Annotated in this window: 20 protein-coding genes and 1 rRNA gene; 13 read left to right on the top strand and 8 right to left on the bottom strand. The window is 40.7% G+C overall.

Going from position 1 to position 19,445, the window contains the following annotated elements; all coding sequences use genetic code 11:
• The first annotated feature begins 9 nt into the window (after positions 1-9).
• Positions 10-117 (top strand): 5S ribosomal RNA (gene rrf / locus IC612_RS08070).
• 164 nt (positions 118-281) lie between these two features.
• Here rrf and IC612_RS08065 read toward each other — a convergent pair.
• Genes IC612_RS08065 through IC612_RS08055 form a run of 3 tightly spaced genes read right to left on the bottom strand, consistent with a single transcriptional unit; the run spans position 282 to position 2,652 of the window.
• Positions 282-1,088, bottom strand: coding sequence for an SDR family oxidoreductase (locus IC612_RS08065; protein ID WP_228512938.1), 807 nt, complete (start codon positions 1,086-1,088; stop codon positions 282-284).
• A complete protein-coding gene (locus IC612_RS08060) occupies positions 1,078-2,319 on the bottom strand; it encodes a 3-phosphoshikimate 1-carboxyvinyltransferase (RefSeq protein WP_194739675.1) in 1,242 nt (413 codons plus the stop codon). The genes IC612_RS08065 and IC612_RS08060 overlap by 11 nt, the downstream gene beginning before the upstream one ends.
• A gap of 3 nt (positions 2,320-2,322) precedes the next feature.
• Entirely contained in the window at positions 2,323-2,652 is a 330-nt protein-coding gene (locus IC612_RS08055; RefSeq protein ID WP_194739674.1) for a nucleotide pyrophosphohydrolase, read from the bottom strand.
• A gap of 211 nt (positions 2,653-2,863) precedes the next feature.
• Between IC612_RS08055 and IC612_RS08050 the strand changes: the two genes are divergently transcribed.
• The 8 genes from IC612_RS08050 to IC612_RS08015 all read left to right on the top strand — a co-directional run bounded on the left by IC612_RS08050 (position 2,864) and on the right by IC612_RS08015 (position 9,368).
• Positions 2,864-3,115, top strand: coding sequence for a type B 50S ribosomal protein L31 (locus IC612_RS08050; RefSeq protein ID WP_002662609.1), 252 nt, complete (start codon positions 2,864-2,866; stop codon positions 3,113-3,115).
• An 88-nt stretch (positions 3,116-3,203) separates the two neighbouring features.
• Positions 3,204-4,364, top strand: coding sequence for a GlmU family protein (locus IC612_RS08045; protein WP_194739673.1), 1,161 nt, complete (start codon positions 3,204-3,206; stop codon positions 4,362-4,364).
• A gap of 108 nt (positions 4,365-4,472) precedes the next feature.
• Positions 4,473-4,985 carry an RNA polymerase sigma factor gene (locus IC612_RS08040; protein ID WP_194739672.1) on the top strand — a complete coding sequence of 171 codons (513 nt, stop codon included), beginning with the start codon at positions 4,473-4,475 and terminating at the stop codon, positions 4,983-4,985.
• Positions 4,957-5,601, top strand: coding sequence for a hypothetical protein (locus IC612_RS08035; protein ID WP_194739671.1), 645 nt, complete (start codon positions 4,957-4,959; stop codon positions 5,599-5,601). Before IC612_RS08040 ends, IC612_RS08035 begins: the two co-directional genes overlap by 29 nt.
• 11 nt (positions 5,602-5,612) lie before the next feature.
• Positions 5,613-6,863 carry a DUF4252 domain-containing protein gene (locus IC612_RS08030; protein WP_194739670.1) on the top strand — a complete coding sequence of 417 codons (1,251 nt, stop codon included), beginning with the start codon at positions 5,613-5,615 and terminating at the stop codon, positions 6,861-6,863.
• A gap of 5 nt (positions 6,864-6,868) precedes the next feature.
• Positions 6,869-7,417, top strand: a complete 549-nt coding sequence (locus IC612_RS08025; RefSeq protein WP_194739669.1) for a DUF4252 domain-containing protein — start codon at positions 6,869-6,871, stop codon at positions 7,415-7,417.
• 62 nt (positions 7,418-7,479) lie between these two features.
• Entirely contained in the window at positions 7,480-8,940 is a 1,461-nt protein-coding gene (guaB, locus tag IC612_RS08020; protein WP_194739668.1) for an IMP dehydrogenase, read from the top strand.
• A complete protein-coding gene (locus IC612_RS08015) occupies positions 8,937-9,368 on the top strand; it encodes a DUF6759 domain-containing protein (protein WP_194739667.1) in 432 nt (143 codons plus the stop codon). The genes guaB and IC612_RS08015 overlap by 4 nt, the downstream gene beginning before the upstream one ends.
• 14 nt (positions 9,369-9,382) lie before the next feature.
• On the opposite strand, the gene IC612_RS08010 is transcribed toward IC612_RS08015, so the two are convergent.
• The 4 genes from IC612_RS08010 to IC612_RS07995 form a co-directional block, all read right to left on the bottom strand.
• Positions 9,383-10,615, bottom strand: a complete 1,233-nt coding sequence (locus IC612_RS08010; protein ID WP_194739666.1) for an MFS transporter — start codon at positions 10,613-10,615, stop codon at positions 9,383-9,385.
• An 88-nt stretch (positions 10,616-10,703) separates the two neighbouring features.
• A complete protein-coding gene (locus IC612_RS08005) occupies positions 10,704-11,756 on the bottom strand; it encodes a DUF4407 domain-containing protein (RefSeq protein ID WP_194739665.1) in 1,053 nt (350 codons plus the stop codon).
• A gap of 79 nt (positions 11,757-11,835) precedes the next feature.
• Entirely contained in the window at positions 11,836-12,393 is a 558-nt protein-coding gene (gene ruvC, locus IC612_RS08000; protein ID WP_194739664.1) for a crossover junction endodeoxyribonuclease RuvC, read from the bottom strand.
• Between the two features lie 50 nt (positions 12,394-12,443).
• A complete protein-coding gene (locus IC612_RS07995; RefSeq protein ID WP_262892256.1) occupies positions 12,444-13,559 on the bottom strand; it encodes a serine hydrolase domain-containing protein in 1,116 nt (371 codons plus the stop codon).
• Between the two features lie 54 nt (positions 13,560-13,613).
• On the opposite strand from IC612_RS07995, the gene IC612_RS07990 reads away from it, so the two are divergent.
• The gene (locus IC612_RS07990) at positions 13,614-14,528 is read left to right on the top strand and encodes an MBL fold metallo-hydrolase (RefSeq protein WP_194739662.1); all 915 of its coding nucleotides are present in this window, start codon (positions 13,614-13,616) and stop codon (positions 14,526-14,528) included.
• Positions 14,529-14,580: 52 nt separating this feature from the next.
• Here IC612_RS07990 and IC612_RS07985 read toward each other — a convergent pair whose 3' ends face one another.
• A complete protein-coding gene (locus IC612_RS07985; protein WP_194739661.1) occupies positions 14,581-17,949 on the bottom strand; it encodes a methylmalonyl-CoA mutase family protein in 3,369 nt (1,122 codons plus the stop codon).
• A gap of 142 nt (positions 17,950-18,091) precedes the next feature.
• Between IC612_RS07985 and IC612_RS07980 the strand changes: the two genes are divergently transcribed.
• The 3 genes from IC612_RS07980 to rpsI all read left to right on the top strand — a co-directional run bounded on the left by IC612_RS07980 (position 18,092) and on the right by rpsI (position 19,436).
• Positions 18,092-18,433, top strand: a complete 342-nt coding sequence (locus tag IC612_RS07980) for a hypothetical protein (protein ID WP_194739660.1) — start codon at positions 18,092-18,094, stop codon at positions 18,431-18,433.
• A gap of 155 nt (positions 18,434-18,588) precedes the next feature.
• Positions 18,589-19,044 carry a 50S ribosomal protein L13 gene (rplM, locus tag IC612_RS07975; RefSeq protein ID WP_194739659.1) on the top strand — a complete coding sequence of 152 codons (456 nt, stop codon included), beginning with the start codon at positions 18,589-18,591 and terminating at the stop codon, positions 19,042-19,044.
• A gap of 5 nt (positions 19,045-19,049) precedes the next feature.
• A complete protein-coding gene (gene rpsI, locus IC612_RS07970; protein WP_194739658.1) occupies positions 19,050-19,436 on the top strand; it encodes a 30S ribosomal protein S9 in 387 nt (128 codons plus the stop codon).
• The last annotated feature ends 9 nt before the right edge of the window (positions 19,437-19,445 follow it).

The following is a 19,445-nucleotide window of genomic DNA, read 5'->3' as shown; positions in this document are numbered from 1 at the left end:
TATAATATTTAGGGTGGTTTTAGCAGAGGGGCTCACCTGTTCCCATTCCGAACACAGAAGTTAAGCCCTCTAGCGCCGATGGTACTGCTAACGCGGGAGAGTAGGTCGCCGCCAGTTTTTTTTCAAATCCTCAATCACATACGTGGTTGGGGATTTTTTTTTAACCCTAACTACACCCGATAAACCTCCCACTCCCATACACACCAAATACTCTCTAGTAACAAAATAAGCCGCCCCTATAGGACGGCCCAATGTGCACTAAAAGCTACATGCGTAAGGGATTAAGTTTTACTGTACTTCTTCATCAAAGATTCAAATAGCGATTGAGGTAGCAGGTGTTTGAGTGGGACAGCCAAGCGCTGACCAATCTTCCCAAAGTAATAGTGTCCCTTTAGCGTAGGTTTTAAGATGATTTGTTCCAGATATCTTGCCACTTCTTCCGGGTCGGTACCGTTAGATACGTGTTGGTTCATCCCTTCATATACTTGGTCAAAAATACTTCTATACACAGAAGAAACATTACTTCGTACTCTGCTTTTGGCTATTTCGGTATTGATATCTCCTAGGTGTACTACAGTAGCCATAATATTCCAAGGTGCGATTTCATAACGTAATGCCTCGGTCATCTTGTCTACTGCAGCTTTAGAAGCGGAGTAAAAGCCGCGAAAGGGTAGGCCCATTTCGGACCCAATACTAGAGATATTTATGATAGTGCCTTTCTTCTTTGAACGCATATGCGGCAGAACCGTACTAATCATGTGCACGGTTCCTACTAGATTTAGGCTGAATAATCTGCCAATTTCGTCCGCGCTCGCGTCCTCTACCGCACCTACCATACCCATACCCGCGTTATTAATAAGTACATCTATAGTATTTGTATGCTTCATCACCTCAGTAATGGCCGCATCAACTTGTTTTTTATCGGTTATATCGGTTATGATGGTGGTGAATTCATTGCTATCCGGTTGCGATCGGCTTAGTCCAAACACCTGATGTCCTCTTAAAGAGAGATGTTTGGCTGCGTGTAATCCTACACCACTGGAGGATCCTGTGATAATTATGGTTTTCTTCACTTGTTTAGCTTTCAATTATTTCTGTAATTTGATCAAAGTGGTTCCAAAACATAGGATACGATTTCTCTACCACATTGGGGTCCTGTATAGTAAGGCTCTGGATTAGAGCATAAGGTGCAAAACTTAGCGCCATCCTATGATCGTTATAGGTTTGGATTTCAATTGGTTCCGAAATTTCAAAAAAATGGGTACTTTCAATTGATTCTTCCGTTATTATTGTATTACAACCAATTTTCTTTAATTCATTATGTAACGCTAGAAGTCGATCGGTTTCCTTTATTTTCAGTGTCTTCAGGCCGGTGATTTGGAACGGGATCTTTTTTGCAGCGGCGGTAATACAAAGTGTCTGCGCTAAATCAGGACATGTCCGCATATCTAGTTCAATACGCGAGACGGACTGATGATTCTCCGGTAGTAAACTAATCGAAAGTTCTTGTATGTCGGTAACAGTGTTGATTCCAAAATACTTCCAGTAGATTTCTTTTAATTGTGAATCACCTTGGTACGAGTAGTTCTTGAAGTTTTTTAGCCGTATGCTTTGCCTACTTATTGCCGCCATTGAGTAGTAATAGGAAGCAGAGGACCAGTCACTTTCCACATGGAAGTAACGAATTTGTGATGCACTGCTTTCCAAATTGTAGGGAGATACTGAGATTACATTATCCTTGAATTGCGAATCAAAACCTACCTTCTTGAGTAAAGTAAGGGTCATTTCAATATAGGGGCGGGATAGAATATCTCCAGTAAGGTGTATCTCAAGCCCTTCAGGAAGGAATGGTCCAATCAAAAGCAGAGCAGAAATAAACTGGCTGCTTACATCACCGGGCATGTGAATTGTCCCCCCCTTAAGCGTCCTTCCGTTAATTTGCAATGGAGGGTAACCCTCGTTTTCTGTAAAAGTTATATCGGCACCAAGATCTCTAAGCGCATGAACTAATTCACTAATGGGACGTTGCTTCATTCTGGTGGATCCCGTTAAGATAACACTGCGGTCTGACTGTATAGCGAAGTATGCTGTAAGAAAGCGCATTGCAGTACCTGCATGATGTATATCGATAGTGTCCTGGGTGGAACTCAATGCTTTTTGAAGTACTTTAGTGTCTTGGGAATCAGAGAGATTCTCGCAGCGTAAATCTTTATATAACGCGTCAAGAATTAGTAGGCGATTGGATATACTTTTTGAACCTGATATTTGTACCAACCGGTTAGATAACATAGTTCGCTTTTCTAAAAGAAGTTTCTCCATACCTTACCTTCTAAGTTTTTCATTGTTTTGATGGCGTTGAGAATCTCTATCTGCTTTGGATTTCAATTTCTCATTGAATGAGGACTGGAGATCAGTGCCCGTCTGGTTCGCTAAGCACAGAACCACAAAAAGCACATCCGCTAATTCCTCGCCTAGATCCACTTCTTTATCGGATTCTTTCTCACTTTGTTCCCCATATCTTCTAGCAATGATACGTGCGACCTCACCGACCTCTTCTGTAAGGATTGCCATGTTTGTAAGCGGGTCAAAATAACGCACTCCATATTGCTTAATCCACTCATCTGCGAGTCTTTGAAGATTTGTGATTTCCATATACTGTTTTATAAGTTCAAATTTAAAGCTTTTTAGGACAAGGGAATGCTAAAGAGTATGGGATTCCCTTGCATTGTAAAAAGGTAGTAGGAAAATGTATGGTAAAATTGGTTCATATAAAAATTATTTCATACTTTTGCAATCTAAAATTTAGCAGAGGAATATCCATTACTATTTCTGAAGCAAACTTTAATTTTTTAATTTAATTATTATGAAACAAGGAATTCACCCAGAAAATTATAGACTTGTTGTTTTCAAAGATATGAGTAACGACGAGATGTTTCTTTGCAAATCAACTGCAGAAACCAAGGATACAATCGAGTACGAAGGAGAAACTTATCCACTGATCAAAATGGAAATCTCCTCTACTTCTCACCCTTTCTACACAGGTAAAGTTAAACTTGTAGATACAGCAGGTAGAGTTGATAAATTCATGAATAAGTATAAGAAATTTGCAAAGTAAATAGTTACTTTCACTTATATACATAAGGTCTTACTACATGTAAGGCCTTTTTTTATGTATTTTTGAGAAGTAAAATTTATAAGAATCTATGACTCAAATTGTATTATCCGACGCGCAGTACTGGCAGGATTTTCTCCCTTTAACCTTCACAAGGCCTACTGCCCAATTACGGTGCGGTATTCTAACATTTGAAGAAAGATGGAGAAAACTACTAGGAGATTTACCAGTTACGTATCTCACCGAAGATTATCTACAATCCAAGTATCCGCTCCCCGAAGCGGAACTAAGTCTATTTTTGGTGTCCCACTTTATACCTTCGCCGGGACTGGTAGAGAAGATTAGAAACCTTGAGACTGGACATGCTTTAGTTTATAAAGATGAACTGCTTGCGGCAAAAGTTCATATGGCTGATTTTAGCCTAAGAGGAATACATACCATGGAGGATGTTGAAGATCTGTACTACTTTAGCAAGCCCACTGATTTATTTAGCTATAATGAGGTCGCATTAGAGTATGATTTTAACTTAATTACTAAAGGAAGAGACTCTGCTGAGCTTTCCCAGACCAATGGTGTAGTAGGTGACGTAAAGGATGTCTTTATAGAAGAAGGTGCAGTGATAGAATACTGTACTTTTAATACTAGAAAAGGCAAAATATACATTGGTAATAATGCCGAAGTCATGGAAGGTTCACATATTAGAGGGCCATTCGCATTATGTGAAGGAAGTGTAGTCAATATGGGTGCGAAAATCTATGGAGCAACTACAATTGGACCGTATAGTAAAGTAGGTGGAGAATTAAACAATGTAGTACTGTTTGGTTATTCCAATAAAGGCCATGATGGATTTCTCGGGAACTCAGTGGTGGGAGAGTGGTGTAATCTAGGGGCGGATACCAACTCATCTAACCTGAAGAATAACTATGCTTCCGTGAAATTATGGAATTACAAGAAAATGAAATTTGTAGATACGGGACTCCAATTTTGTGGCCTTATCATGGGCGACCATTCCAAAACGGCAATAAATACTCAATTAAATACAGGTACCGTTGTAGGTCTGGCAGCAAATATATTTAAGTCAGGTTTTCCTCCCAACTTAGTAGAAAATTTTTCTTGGGGTGGGGCAAAGGGAGATGAAAAGTTCCGTTTAGATAGAGCATATGAGGTGGCAGAAAAAGCAATGGGTAGAAGACATCAGCATCTTAAGGATGAAGACCGCGCTATTTTAGAGTATGTGTATACTAATTATTAATTTTAACGCATTGAAAATCAGTCCGCTACCTATAGGTAAGCGGATTTTTTTGTATGTTCATGTAATATAATTGTCTTTCCAAATGTCTTATTAATGTAAAAGCCAAATATGGAGCATCAAACTTTTAAGCATAACGTCTTTATTCTAAAGGATGAAATGTTCCGTTTTGCTAAACGCTATTTGTCAGAGCCAGATGATGCTCGGGACGTTGTGCAGGAACTCATGATGCGTTTCTGGGAAAAGAGAAAAGAGTTAGAACGTTATACTTGTTTAAAGTCTTATGTTCTTAGATGTGTTAAAAACGAATGCCTCAACCGGTTGAAGCATAACGCTGTGAAACTTAATTATCAGAATAATGCATCTAATCAGTCTGTTAGTTCCCAAAGCGAATTTAATAATCTGCATGAACAGATAGTGCAAATGATTGAAGCGCTACCTCAAAAGCAGAAGTTGGTTTTACACCTTAGGGACATTGAGGAATTCAGTATTGAAGAAATTGCAGAAACTCTAGAGATGGAGAGAAATGCAGTGCGCGTTAATCTAGCACGCGGCAGAGAAAAGATTAGGCAGCAAATAACCCAACTAATGCATTATGAAAAAAGATCGCTTACTACCCTATAAAAATACTGTGGATCAGCTACGTAAGGAATCTATGCATTGGGAATTTGAAGAATTTCTCTCCCAGGTTGAGGAGTCCTCTACTAAAGTAGAATCTACTAGGAAGAGCTCAAAAAATAAAATCATTGCTCTTTCTTTCACTGTCGCCGCTGCCGCTATGGCTCTGCTAGTAAGTACGCTCGTACTGAATGAATCTGCACCCGTAACACCTCAATTAGCCAATTCTAAGGAGGAAGGTTCGATTCCAATGCAAAAAGAAGTTCTAAATAGTGATCTCTCTAGTGATTCTGTAAAAGTCCGCAATTCCAGCGCCGTTAGTATAGAGCCAGAGGTTTTGATGGAAAAAATACTACCCAAGAGAGGACGAATTAAAAGACATATGCCTCCCACATTGGTACAGCGGGAAACCACTAAACCAAAATCTGATGTAGTAGCCACAGTTAATGCTGATCTGGCCAAAGGGGAGGTTTCCACGCAGGCGCTTGTAACCATTAACGGGCAGGAGGTGAAAAATCAGCAGGAAGCCTTAGAGCTTACCCACTATTCTCTCAGAGTACTCTCTGAAAATGTAAACCGTACTGTAAGTAGTACATCAATAATTAATGAATTTGGCAATTAAAAAAAAATATAATGAAAAATACACTTTTAATCCTACTGTTTTGCTTGGGGTGGTTTAACCAATCTTATGCACAAAAAAGTAAGCTCAATGCACTCTTTGACCAATACCAAGATACTCCGGGGGTAACTACCATTCGGATTGCTAAGCCCATGTTTAATATGCTAAGTCATTTGGATATTCAACAGGATGAGATGGCACATATTAAACCCTTTTTGGACAAATTGGACGGGCTGCAGATATTAGTAGTAGAATCGGACCAGGATTCGGAAAAGAATATCAGCACATCTGCGCTGCAGACAGAAATAAATGCCTCCTTAAGAACTCTTAATTACAAGGAGTTAATGAGTGTCCAAAGTCAGGACAGTAAGATCAAATTCTTGGCTGGAGATGCACTGGACGGGGTCTTTGATGACTTGCTGCTGAGTGTGCATTCTGGTACTGACACAGTATTGTTGATGCTTGATGGGAAACTTTCTATGAAAGATATAAATAACATAGCAGCGGCAGCGCAAAATTCTAATACACAAAGTTCTAATACAGACTCTCAAGGCCATGGTACCAATCAATCCGTTGTCCAACAGGTGCGCAATGTAGGTTCGTTTCGAGGGATCACAGTAGGTAATGGTATCAAAGCTACAATCGCACAAGGAAAGAGTACAATCGTAAAGGTTACTGCAGACAGTGATAAACTGGATCGGGTACGGACGTCTGTTAGTAATGGAGTTTTGTTAGTGGATATTCAGAATAAGGGACTACAACCCGCCCGCTTCAAGACCCTCCATGTAGAGATTACCACTCCTTTTATAGACGAAATTAGTGCTAGCGCAGGGAGTCAAGTAGTAGGTTTGACTCCAATCAGTTCGCAAACAATTAATATTGCAGTTTCCTCAGGTGCAAGCATGGAGGCTGATTTGAGAGCTGCCCAATCTATTGCGATTGAGGGAAGTTCCGGCGCGGAAATGTTGCTTAAAGTGGCTGCTCCGATTCTCAATGTAAAAGCTAGCAGTGCTATGAAAGGAACATTGTCAGGAAAAGTGGATAAAGCTACAATCCATTCCTCTAGTGCCGCCTCTATTAAAGCAGGAACACTAGAGCTGCAGACGGCAGATGTACAAATAAGTTCAGCAAGTGAAGTTACGCTAAATGTGGCACGTGCCCTTACAGGAAAGATTTCATCAGCTGCCAAAGTTCTATACCTCGGCAATCCATCCATTGATAGCAACTTGGAAGTATCATCAGGCGGAAAACTTAACGCAAAATAACGTGTATGAAATTTAATAGAATAATTTGTTCAGGAGCTGCAGTGCTGCTTATGGCAGTACAGTCCTGCCAAGTATCGAGCCGCACGCGCACAGGTCTTGTGGAAGGAGGTAAACCGGTAGAAGTTACCAAGATAAATGTGCCTATGTGGATGGCGCGACCATTCTTGAAAAGCGCTCTTTCGTCACAAGAAGATCGGGATGATATTTATCCGCTCCTACGGCAGGTTTCAAGAGTAAAACTGTATTCAATTAGTGGGCCCCAGGCGGAGACTTTTGGTGAAGTAATAAGTCCAATGGGCTTTGAGCCCTGGATGCAGATAAACTCCGGAAGTGAAAAGGTAAACCTAATTGTTCGCAGCCAAAAAGGTACTATCACTGCAGTGCATCTTCATGTTGTTTCTCCGGGACAGTGGATGAGGATAGAAATGAAAGGAAAATTTTCATCAGACGATATCAACCAAGCAATAGCGTTAAGCCGGATGCGAAAAGAGATGACTTACCCCAAGAGTGATACTGCACAGTCCTCTTACGCCAAAGAAATCACACCACTTTAAGCTCTCTATGCATTATTTTGCTTTGTTGAAATAAAAAGTTTAATTTTGCAAAGAAAGTAGAGATGTCTATCCATAACAAGATTGTAGAAACAGCCATTACTTTCGATGATGTTCTTTTAGTACCTGCGTACTCCGAGGTTCTTCCCAACCAAGTTTCACTTAAGTCACGTCTTTCTGATAAAATAACGCTTAATGTACCTATAGTGTCCGCTGCTATGGATACTGTTACTGAAGCTGATATGGCAATCGCATTAGCGAGAGTCGGTGGATTAGGTTTTATCCATAAGAATATGTCTATAGAGGAGCAAAGTGCTCAAGTGAACAGAGTCAAGCGTTCTGAAAACGGGATGATCGCCGACCCAGTGACTTTGTCCAAGGACCACACCCTTGGTGAGGCTAAGGAATTGATGTCACGATACAAGATTTCCGGCCTTCCTGTAGTGGACGCCAACAATACACTTATAGGGATCATTACCAATAGGGATGTCAAGTACCAGGAAAATCTTGATTCCAAAGTGGAGGAACTTATGACCAAAGAGAACTTGATAACCTCAGATAAAGAAACTACTCTTGAGGATGCTAAGAAGATTCTTTTGAAAAACCGGGTCGAAAAACTCCCCATCGTAGATGCCAATTTCAAATTGGTAGGTCTTATTACCATTAAAGACATTGACAATCAGCTTGAGTATCCAAATGCAAATAAGGATGCACATGGAAGACTTTTGGTGGGCGCGGGAGTTGGTGTTGGGGAAGACACAATGGCTAGGGTTAGTGCACTTGTAGCTGCGGGAGTGGATATCATTGCAGTGGATTCAGCGCACGGCCATTCCAAAGGGGTGTTAGATAAGGTACGGGAGATCCGAGCCGCATTTCCTGAGTTGGATATTGTAGGAGGAAACATCGTTACAGCAAAGGCTGCTGAGGATCTTATTGAAGCAGGAGCTAATGTGTTAAAAGTGGGAGTAGGACCAGGATCTATCTGTACTACACGAGTGGTTGCTGGAGTAGGCGTGCCTCAGTTGTCAGCAATCTATAATGTTTATGAATACGCCAGAACAAAGAACGTCGCTGTGATAGCAGACGGCGGAATAAAACTCTCGGGGGATATAGTTAAAGCCATCGCAAGTGGGGCAGGAGCTGTAATGCTAGGTTCCTTACTCGCAGGAACTGACGAGTCTCCTGGTGAGGAAATTATATTCCAAGGAAGAAAATTCAAAGCTTACCAAGGTATGGGCAGCCTTTCAGCTATGCGCAGAGGCGGAAAAGAGAGGTATTTCCAGAGTGAAGCTAAGAAATTTGTCCCAGAAGGGATTGAAGGTAGGGTGCCACATAAAGGTAAACTCGAGGATGTTGTATTCCAACTTACAGGAGGTATAAGAGCAGGAATGGGCTACTGTGGAGCAAAGGATATTACTGCATTGCAGAGTGAGAGCAAAATGATTATGATCACCGGGTCTGGATTAAAAGAAAGTCATCCCCATGATGTCATTATTACTCAGGAAGCACCTAATTATTCTCTGTGATAAGAACATTCATAAGTGCATTTCTTTTCCTTTTGGCTGTTTCTTGCGCACCCACCCTACCAAAGGAAGCACCGACCTCAACACAGGAAAAGTCAATTCCCCTAGCGGAAGACGAATTTACAGAACTAATGCGGCTGGATTCACTCAGCAAACACAAGGTTGCTGCAGAGTCCATTGATGTGCTTCTAAGCTCTGGTCCTGATGATCCTCGGATGTCATTGATAGTGCGAAATAATTCTCTGTGCAATATTATCGTGGATATTACAGACAAAAGTTCCAATACAAGGCGATTACCAGTGGTGGCAGGAAAAATAAACTATATCGTGCTACTTAAAGGAATGTACACATTAAAAAGTTCAATTTGTGGTGCGATGTACTTTTCTACAAAAGAGTTTACGGATAGTACTACAATTATTCTTTCTGATTAAAATCCAGGTAGTAGCTAAACAGTTGAATGGGTGCCTGTCTTTAACCCCTCCTGCAATCTCAGTGACAGGATAAATCCTAATGTAATAAAAGTGCCACTGACAATAAGTGCGAATCTCTGTGCCTCGAGTGGCATATAATCCTGTAATAGTGCCACTAATTGAGGGCCAATAATTCCCCCAAAACTCCAACCCAGAAGAGTGATTCCATACACCGAAGGCATCAATCTGGAGCCGTACTGTGATTTTATCAGCGATGGTAATATGCCAAATCCACCACCGTAACACCACAGGACAAAGCAGACACTTAGAAAAAACACCAAAGGATTTTTAGTCAGTATTAAAATAGTGAATAGTGCTAACTGAAAAATAAATATCTGGCGAAATGCTTTAATCGTACCTATTTTATCTCCATAATACCCCCAAAAAAGACGTCCTAGACCATTAAAGATTGCACTTGCTGCGATTAAGGTGGACCCCTCTGCAAGTAGGGGGAAATTAAAAGAAGTACCGAGTAACAAACGTTCGTACATTGGGGATTGGAAAGAAATAAATACCATTCCAGCGGTGATGTTCAGTGCAAACATGGTAAATAGCCTGTAGTACGATGGCTGCTGTAAAGAAGTTTTCAATTCTTTTGCCAACACGATGACATTCTTCTTCCCTTCTTTGGAATATCGAAGCTGATAGGCTATTACGGGTTGTATTATAAGAAGAGAGCTCCCGATTATAATAAATGTATAGGCAAGGTTATCTCCGGTCCATTCCATTATTGCCGGAGCAAGAATTTTTGACATTACAAGTGCACCCAAGCCAAATCCCATTACCACTAAACCCGTTAGGAGACCATTTTTCTTCGTGGATAAAGCGCTAACAGCACTTACTGGTGTCACATACGCCATTCCAAGTCCCGTTCCACCTACGAGGCCAAATCCTAAGTACAATAACCATAACCATTTACAATGTAGCGCAATTCCAGAGATTATAAAACCAGTTGCGTAAAGGATGGTCCCTATAACTGCTAATTTCCAAAGACCGTATTTGTGCGTACGCGGTCCAAACCATGCAGCGCTCAATCCTAAAAAGAGAATCGACAAACTGAATGCCCACACACTTTCACTTTGAGTCCAGTTCATTTGAAGTGCAATCTTGTCCTGAAAAAAGCTCCATGCGTAGACGGTGCCCAAAAAAAGATGTGTGAGTGTGGCAGATGCAATAACTATCCAAGAATTTCTTTGTATTTTTTCCAACTAGCCAGTGCTTTTCGGTAAAATTACTACTCTATAAGCTAGTACTGAAATAAATGATACTGAGATATTTCATTGATTATTGAACAATTTAAGAATCACTCCTGAACTCTTCTATACGGCGCTCCGTAGCAAGCTCGGTTTTTGTCATCAATTCCTTACTGTACAGCCGGTAATCGTTTTCTGTTTGGTCAAGTAGATAATCGTAAGGTCCAACAGGTGAAATTAACTTCACTAAGACCGGCGCAATCTCTAGTGCAATAAATAGTCCCATTATAAAGAGCGATGCCGTGGCCATTATTTTTGAGTTGGATCCAAGTTCATCAAGGGCTTGAAGTCGAGCGGCGAATCCATTAAAGCCTTCCTCCACTGCTTGCACATCCGATCTACTCTTTTCCAGATTATCGTATACTTTGGTAATGGCGGAATCCAAGGCATTTAATCGCGGCTGAACTTCACGTCTGTAATTTTGTAGTTCTGCATAACGTTGATTTTTGAGTTCCGCCTTTCTTTTTGCATTAGGACCAAATCCTTCCTTGCCAGAGGTGAGTGTTGTCTTGGTGCCTAAAATTTCTTTTTCCAGTTCCACTGCAGCACTGTCGAAAGCTGCTTGGTATTGTGCAGTCTTTTCTTGTATTTGTTTTTTTTCTTGCTCGAAAGGTTCGGTCTGTTTTAAAATTCGAGAATTCATTTGTTTCTCTATGTCCGCTTTATTCCTTTCAACTATAGTGTTGAGTTGCTTATTGATCTCTTTCTCAAAAACTTTAAGCTCTAATGGTTTGGAAATTATGATTCCTAGAAAGGCCGCTAGCAGAATTCGAGGAGTTGCCATTAGAAATTGATTCCGAAATGTCCCTGTTTTCTTAATTGAAGAGACGATATAACGGTCGAGATTGAATATCATAAGACCCCAGAGAATTCCAAAGGCCGCTGCAGCCCATAGGTTATCAAAGACAGTAAATAGTGCATAGCCCGCACTCAGGGTGGCAAATAGGGAGGTAAACAAAATTACACCACCAATCCCTGCAAATTTGTTCCATTCACTGGGCGTTTTGCGCAGTATATTAAGGTTTGCTCCGGAGCATGCTAACAAGAAATGTTGGAGGTTGTTGAATTTATAGCTGGTTAATTTCTTCCTTTTCATTTAAATGAATTTACTGATAAGTAAAGCTACTTACTATTTTGTTACAAATAGTATTAGGTTAAGCAAGTTTATTGGGAACTTAACGTAGCCGTTGCGGATTCTTCTTTAGAAAACTTTCCCACCCGGAGTAAGACTCTTTGTCCGTGGAAAGTCCATTGGAATTAAAATGGTGGCAAACTGCCACTGCAAGACCGTCTGAGGCATCAAGTGAAGAAGTGGAGAATTCTTTTATTTTAAGAATGTGTTTGAGCATAGCTGAAACTTGCTCCTTGCTGGCATTACCGTTTCCAGTAATAGATTGTTTTACTTTCTTTGGAGAGTATTCGCAAATAGGGATGCTGCGGTGCAGAGAGGCTGCCATTGCCACACCCTGCGCTCTTCCTAATTTGAGCATTGACTGAACATTTTTACCAAAGAATGGTGCCTCTAAAGCCACTTCATCTGGGTGGAATCTGTCAATGAAGGCAAGTGTTGTATCAAATATCACCTTTAATTTGGATTCGTGATTGTAACTTTTTTTCAAGACAAGTTCTTCAACCCCTAGGAGTGTAATTTGTGACTGAACGATGGAAATTACTCCAAATCCCATTACTGCTGTTCCCGGGTCAATTCCTAGTATGATTTTTTCTTTTTGCACTTTAATAGAATAATGTTTCTTGACTTTTAAAAGCAATTGCTAATATACTACTAGTTTTTAGTATCGCTGGTGGAAGTTTGTAGTTGTACTAAATAGCGGTCCAGAATGTTCTTTGTTTGAGAATGGGTATTAAAAATCGCTTTCTTACCCTCAGCCTCATTCGCTATATTACTAAGTATTGCAACCGACAGCTTGTGCGCCGGGTAGTAAATTAATAAGCTAGGGGCTCCCCGAACATACCCGGTATGCATATAAGCTACTACGGGTTTTTCCTGTATCATTATTCCATAGCCATATCCCACTTCACCTAATATATAGTGGGAAAAATACGCATAAGGAGTAGTCATCTTCGCAATATTATCCTTGGACAGAATCTTTCCACTGTAGAGATGATAGTTCCAGTTGTGTAAGTCCTTAGCGGTAGAAATGATCCCTCCGGCAGCAATGCTTATTCCGATACGTTCGATACGTTGAGGCATTTCCGGTACCTTGGTAGTATCATGTAAAGTTCTTGTATAGGCAGAGGCAAATTGCTCTGGCAGTGGGTCTCTCGCAGTACTGGTGTTTTTCAAGCCAAGTTGTCTAACTGTTTTTGATAAATACTGCTGATAGGGCATACCTGTTGTTTTCTCTAGTACCTCTTGCAAAAAATTATACCCCTTGTTCGAATAATGGTAGGTAGGTGCTACTCCAGGTTCTGAGCTCAATCCCAGACCGGATGTGTGGGTGAGTAATTTGTGAAGGTTGATGTTATTATATACGCTGGGTGTATCCAAAACATACCTTGCTAAACTATCAGTTAGATTTATTTCGCCTTGCTCACTGAGCTTTAAAAGCAGCACAGCCGTAAACTGCTTGGAAATAGAGGCGATGGAGAAATGTGTATTTTCCGTAATAGGATTAAGTTTCGTAAAATTACAGTACCCACCTTCAAACACATATTGTTCCCAATTTTCTACACTCATAGATACAGTGCCATTAAATCGGTGTGCGGACAACAGTGAATCTAGTTCTTTTTTAACTTCCGATGTAAGTACGTGGCGTTTTGGTGCGAATGCACTGTCCGCAAGTATCTTATTTTCTTTGTGTAAAGGAGGTTTTTTTTTGTCGCATGCAATGAAAAGCAAAATAAAAAGGAGCAGAATAACTCGTCGGTAATTCTTCATCATACTGTAGTTATCAAACCTATAATTTACTAATTTAGTAGAAAACCCACCAGTATGAACAGAAAAGAATTTATTTCAAAATCCGCATTAGGCGCATTAGGCCTTTTAACTTACTCTTCCTGGTTGAGTTGCTCTCTCACAAGAGCAAAGACCCAACCATTATCTGTCAGTTCCGGTCAGCTTCAGAATGTGAGAGGTAATGTGTATCGCTTTAACAATGGAGGAGGAACTGTAGGTGTTTTGGAAAATAGAGATGGCTTTGTCATAATTGATAGTCAATTTCCTAAACAGATTAGCCCCCTAGTGGAGTCAATTAAATCATCAAATAAAGAAGTTCTCTACTTGGCTAACACGCACCACCACGCAGACCACACCTCAGGTAATCTCGCATTTAAAGATATTGCTAGAAAAGTGGTAGCACACCATAAAGTGCCTGAACTACAAAGACAGTCTGCCGTAGAGCGCAATAATTTGGTAGAGCAATATTATCCTACAGAATTGTTTGACGAAATATATAAATTTGAACTTCGTGGAGATCGCGTGACGGGTTATCATTTTGGCGCGGGGCATACTCAGGGAGATGCAGTTTATTATTTTGAGAATGATGGAGTAGTACACCTGGGTGATTTAATGTTCATTAACATGATACCTGTCTATAGGCCTAAGGACGGTGCAAATGCCCGGACTTGGGTTCAAATTCTAGACAAAGTTCTGCTTACTTTTCCTGAGGATACACTCTATATTTTTGGTCATGCGGATACCCCAGAAAATACAGTTGGAACGAAAACACAGATTAAAGAGATGCGGTCTTTTCTAGCAGAAAGTATAGAGTTCGTGCAGAGTAAGAAAGCGCAAGGGATCTCTCCCGATCAGATTACCCAACACAATCAATTTATTCCGGGCTTCAAAAACCGAACCACCCCTTCACGCTGGCCTGACTATGTAAAAGGTCTTTACGATACAATTTAAAAAATAGCCTTCCACATTAGGGAAGGCTACTAAAGTTTATAAAGGATGTGCTTTACATATTTCGTCGGTATTTACCACCCACCTCAAATAATGCATTCGTAATCTGACCCAAAGAGCAGTATTTTGCTGCTTCCATCATTACTTCAAATAAATTCTCCTGATTTAATGCCGCCTTCTGTAAATGTTCCAATGCAGAGGTTGCTGTGCTTATATTCGCTTTCTGAAAATTAGTAAGACTATTTATCTGTTGCTGCTTCTCCTCTTCGGTCGAGCGTATAACCTCTCGTGGAAGTATTGTTGGGGAGCCGTCTTTACCTAAAAATGTGTTCACACCAATAATTGGATATTCTCCGGTATGTTTTAGCCATTCATAATGCATAGATTCTTCCTGAATTTTAGAACGTTGGTACATAGTCTCCATTGCTCCCAGTACACCTCCACGTTCTGTAATTCTATCAAATTCAAGGTAAACTGCTTCTTCGACCAGATCAGTAAGTTCTTCTATGATAAATGATCCTTGCAAAGGATTTTCATTTTTAGCAAGTCCTAATTCTTTATTAATGATTAACTGAATTGCCATCGCTCTTCGTACAGATTCTTCTGTTGGTGTTGTAATCGCCTCATCATAAGCGTTGGTATGCAATGAGTTGCAGTTGTCATAGATGGCATATAACGCTTGAAGTGTAGTACGTATATCATTGAAATCTATTTCCTGGGCGTGCAGAGAACGACCCGAAGTCTGGATGTGATACTTGAGCATTTGAGAGCGTTCGTCCGCTCCGTACTTTAATTTCATTGCTTTGGACCAAATTCTTCTTGCCACCCTTCCAATTACTGCATATTCGGGATCAATTCCATTGGAGAAGAAGAAGGATAAATTTGGAGCAAAGGCATTAATATCCATTCCTCGGGAAAGGTAATATTCTACATAGGTAAAGCCATTTGCTAAAGTAAAAGCCAATTGAGAAATTGGATTCGCGCCCGCTTCCGCTATATGGTATCCTGAAATGGACACTGAATAAAAGTTTCGCACTTTTTGCTCTATAAAGTAAGCTTGGACATCTCCCATTAGACGCAAGGCAAATTCCGTAGAAAAAATGCAAGTATTTTGCGCTTGGTCTTCTTTCAATATATCCGCTTGCACGGTTCCTCGCACTGTGGCGATTGTTGCTGCTTTAATTCGCTGGTAGTCGCTCGGTTCTAGTATCTCATCGCCAGAAATTCCTAAGAGTCTTAATCCAAGCCCACTATTTGTGGGAGGAAGTTCTCCATAATATTCTGGACGCTTGATTCCATGGGCATCGTATTTGGATGCTAGCACCTGTTCCACTTTGTCCCAAAGATTATTTTCGTCAATGAATTTTTCGCAATTCTGATCAATGGCCGCGTTCATGAAAAACGCCAGCAGCATTGGTGCAGGACCATTTATGGTCATGGAAACGGAGGTTAGTGGATCAATTAGATCAAAACCAGAATACAATTTTTTTGCGTCGTCCAATGTAGCTATCGAAACTCCTGCATTACCAATTTTACCATATATATCAGGAGGGAACGCAGGGTCTTGGCCGTAGAGAGTTACAGAATCAAATGCAGTAGATAGCCTTTTTGCAGGCATTTCTGCCGAAACATAATGAAATCTGCGGTTGGTGCGTTCTGGCCCACCCTCCCCGGCAAACATACGTGTGGGATCTTCTCCAGTCCTTTTAAAAGGATAGATACCTGCTGTAAATGGAAACTGGCCGGGCACGTTCTCTTGCCCTTTCCAGCGAATTAGGTCTCCCCAATCCTGAAATTTGGGTAAAGCAATTTTTGGAATGTCAATTCCCGAGAGCGATTTGCTTGAAGTGGGAACCTTGATTTCTTTGCCACGTACCAAATACGTGAATGTGTCTTCTTTAAGTTCTTTCTTAAATTGGTGCCAACCCTGCAGAAAGAGTTTGTTTTCTTCCTTGAGTTCTTTACTGGCCTTCAATAATACCTTTTCTAGTTTCTCGACCACTACAGTATCTTCGTTAACCAGAGTCTTTGCTCCGTCAAGAAGGTACATGCGTTTTGCTACTAGTGCCTGCTGTTCAACTTCTCTGTCGTAAGCTCGGTTGTTTTCAACAATTTCCGAGAGGTACCGGATTCGTTTTGGTGGAATCACTACCGATTCATCAGTTGTTACTTGTTCTTTAAATAATTCAAAGTGCGGCGTGCCATCTTGCGTGTGCTGGTTAAGTTTCTGGACTATCTGATTGAAGAGTTCCGTGGTGCCCCAATCGTTGAACTGACTTGCTTTAGTAGAGAATACAGGCATGTCTTCCAGTGGTTCAGTAAAACGGGTGTGGTTTCTTTGGAATTGCTTACGAACCGCCTGAAGCGCATCAAGGGCTCCTCGTTTGTCGGATTTGTTTAACGCCACAAAATCCGCATAGTCTAGCATGTCAATTTTTTCAAGTTGCGTAGATGCCCCGTATTCAGGGGTCATTACATACAATGAGAGATCTGAGACTTCGGTGATTTCTGATCCACTTTGCCCAATTCCAGAGGTTTCAAGTATGATGAGCTCAGGGCCAGAAAGTTTTAGGACATCAATGGCAGCATGTATATGGGGTGAGACAGAGACATTGTTCTCACGAGTGGCCATGGACCGCATATAAATTCTTTGGTCATGAATAGAATTCATACGTATACGGTCACCCAGTAAAGCACCACCTGTCTTTTTCTTTGAAGGATCAATGGAAATGATTGCTAGCTTGCTTGAGGGATTAGAGCGCAGAAACCTGCGGACTAATTCATCGGTCAACGAGGATTTACCTGCACCGCCGGTACCGGTTATACCCAAAATGGGGATCTTAAGGTCTTTTGCCTTCGAACGTATCCGGGCGACTAATTCGTCTTTTTCTTCAGAAAAATTTTCTACTGCAGAAATTACTTGCGCAATAGAGCTGGGATTGTCAAAGCGGATTTGTTCCACATGTTCTGTTGTTATTTTCTCCCCAGTGGCATAGTCAGCTCTTTGAACCAAATCGTTTATCATGCCTTGCAGTCCCATCTCTCTTCCGTCATCTGGTGAGTAGATCCTTTCAATGCCATAATCCATCAATTCTTTTATCTCAGAAGGTAGGATTACTCCACCGCCACCGCCAAAAATTTTAATCTGCAAAGAATCTTTTTCTTTCAAAAGGTCGTACATATATTTAAAGTACTCGTTATGGCCACCTTGATACGACGTGATAGCAATGGCATTTGCATCTTCTTGAATAGCAGTGTTCACCACTTCTTCCGCAGATTTATCGTGTCCCAGGTGTATGACCTCACAACCGGTGGACTGAAGGACCCTTCGCATTATGTTTATAGCCGCGTCATGTCCATCAAACAAAGCAGCGGCAGTTACTATCCGTACCTTATTTTTAGGCTGGTATTTTTCTATTTCCATTAGTATTTTAAAAAGATTGATGAATTTTCCAAATATAAGCATTCAATGGGAATGCAAACAAACGCCCTGACCGCAGGATATATCTGTCGGGATTTAGAGCGTTAAACTGCGCAAATATTTATATTTGTACCAAATAAATTATATGAAGCGTGCAATGCTCTATCTTACAATGGGAATACTTATTGGCTATCTCCTAAGTCGGTATGTCTGGACGAGTCAAGGTGTTTGGGCCGATTTGTTCTATGGATTAGCCATAGGTGTGGGTTGGGCTGTTGCTTTTTTAATGGATGACCCGAACAAGTCATTAGCTCAGAAGCTACTTTTTTCCTTCTTAGGAATGCTACTTGTGGTAGTGGTAGGGCTGGTATTTTTCCCATTTGAAATTGCTGTGCTTTCTGCTATTCGTTTTTCCACCGTTTTTGTGGGGTATTATTTACTTGCAAGTCTAAAAGGTTCCAAATCCCTTCGTAACGGGAAGCAGTAGAGGGTTTATTTAAGCATTCCCTTAAGTACCAATAGTTTGCATTGGGATTGGTGCTTTGTTATTAACGTGTCCTAAAATCTTTTCAATTCTAAAAAAAAATTGTACCTTTGCACACCCGTAATGGGATAAATATGTTTAATCGTAAACGAAAAAGTGTGAATACATTAAGTTACAAAACCGTTTCAGCAAACAAAGCTACCGCTAATAAAGAATGGGTTGTGGTAGATGCTGAAGGACAGCCGTTGGGAAGGTTAGCTTCTACAGTGGCTAAAATTTTGAGAGGTAAGCACAAGACAAACTTCACTCCACACGTAGACTGTGGTGATAATGTGATTGTCTTGAATGCAGGAAAGATTACTCTTTCTGGAAACAAATGGGCTGATAAGACCTACATCTGGCATACTGGTTATCCGGGTGGACAAAAGTCTCAGACAGCTGAGGAGCTACTAAAGAAGAATCCAATGAGAGTTTTGGAAAAATCCGTTAAAGGGATGCTTCCAAAAAACAAATTGGGATCTGCTATTCTTAAGAACCTCTATCTATATGAAGGTACGGAACATAAGCACGAAGCTCAGCAGCCGAAAACTATTAATGTTAACGAATTTAAATAATTAGTATGTCTACAATTCATAAAATTGGAAGAAGAAAAACTTCTGTAGCGAGGGTTTACGTGAAGCCAGGTACTGGAAACTTCGTTGTAAACGGTAAAGACGCTAAGGAATATTTTTCTACAGATGTAATGGTGTATAAGTTGAATCAACCGTTTCTATTAACGGAAACTGCTGGTCAATACGACGTTACTGTAAATGTATTTGGTGGAGGTAACACAGGACAAGCTGAAGCTATTCGTCTTGGTGTATCCAGAGCTCTTTGCGAAATTAACGCAGAATTCAGACTTTCTCTTAAGCCTCATGGTCTTCTTACTAGAGATGCCAGAATGGTAGAAAGAAAGAAACCAGGACAGAAAAAAGCGAGAAAGAGATTCCAATTCTCCAAACGTTAATACTATCCT

The organism is Planobacterium oryzisoli, assembly GCF_015354315.1.
GTDB lineage: Bacteria > Bacteroidota > Bacteroidia > Flavobacteriales > Weeksellaceae > Planobacterium_A > Planobacterium_A oryzisoli.
This window is presented reverse-complemented; position numbering and strand designations above follow the sequence as displayed.